This is a genomic window from Mesorhizobium sp. M4A.F.Ca.ET.050.02.1.1 (assembly GCF_003997725.1).
GTDB lineage: Bacteria > Pseudomonadota > Alphaproteobacteria > Rhizobiales > Rhizobiaceae > Mesorhizobium.
This window is the reverse complement of the sequence record NZ_RZSG01001540.1, coordinates 1-407: the sequence shown is the minus strand read 5'-3', so window position 1 is coordinate 407 and position 407 is coordinate 1. Positions and strand designations below refer to the sequence as shown.

At 58.5% G+C, this 407-nt stretch carries 1 pseudogene; it reads right to left on the bottom strand.

Going from position 1 to position 407, the window contains the following annotated elements:
- Positions 1-326 (bottom strand): annotated as a pseudogene (gene mraY / locus EOA33_RS38550) (phospho-N-acetylmuramoyl-pentapeptide-transferase); the annotation flags it as partial.
- Positions 327-407: the final 81 nt, after the last annotated feature.

Here is a 407-nt window from a genome sequence, read left to right as displayed (position 1 = left end):
CCGAAGCCGATGGTCACCAGCAGCACCACCCAGACATAGATACTGGAGAGGTTCGCCCACAGCAGCGACGAGCCGATGATGCCGGAAAGGATCATCAGCCCGCCCATGGTCGGCGTGCCAGCCTTCTTGAAATGTGTCTGCGGGCCATCGGCGCGGATCGGCTGACCCTTGCCTTGCCGCAGCCTCAGCGAATTGATGATGGTCGGCCCGAATATGAAGACGATCAGCGCCGAAGTGATCAACGCCCCGCCGGTACGGAAGGTGATGTAGCGGAAGACGTTGAAGACAGAGATCTTGTCCGCAAAATCGACGAGCAATGTGAACATGAAATTCCGTCCCTCGGACCTGACCCCTAGGTCTGTTCAATGGTTGCGGCTTGCGCCGGAAATTTGCTGAGCAACGCCTCG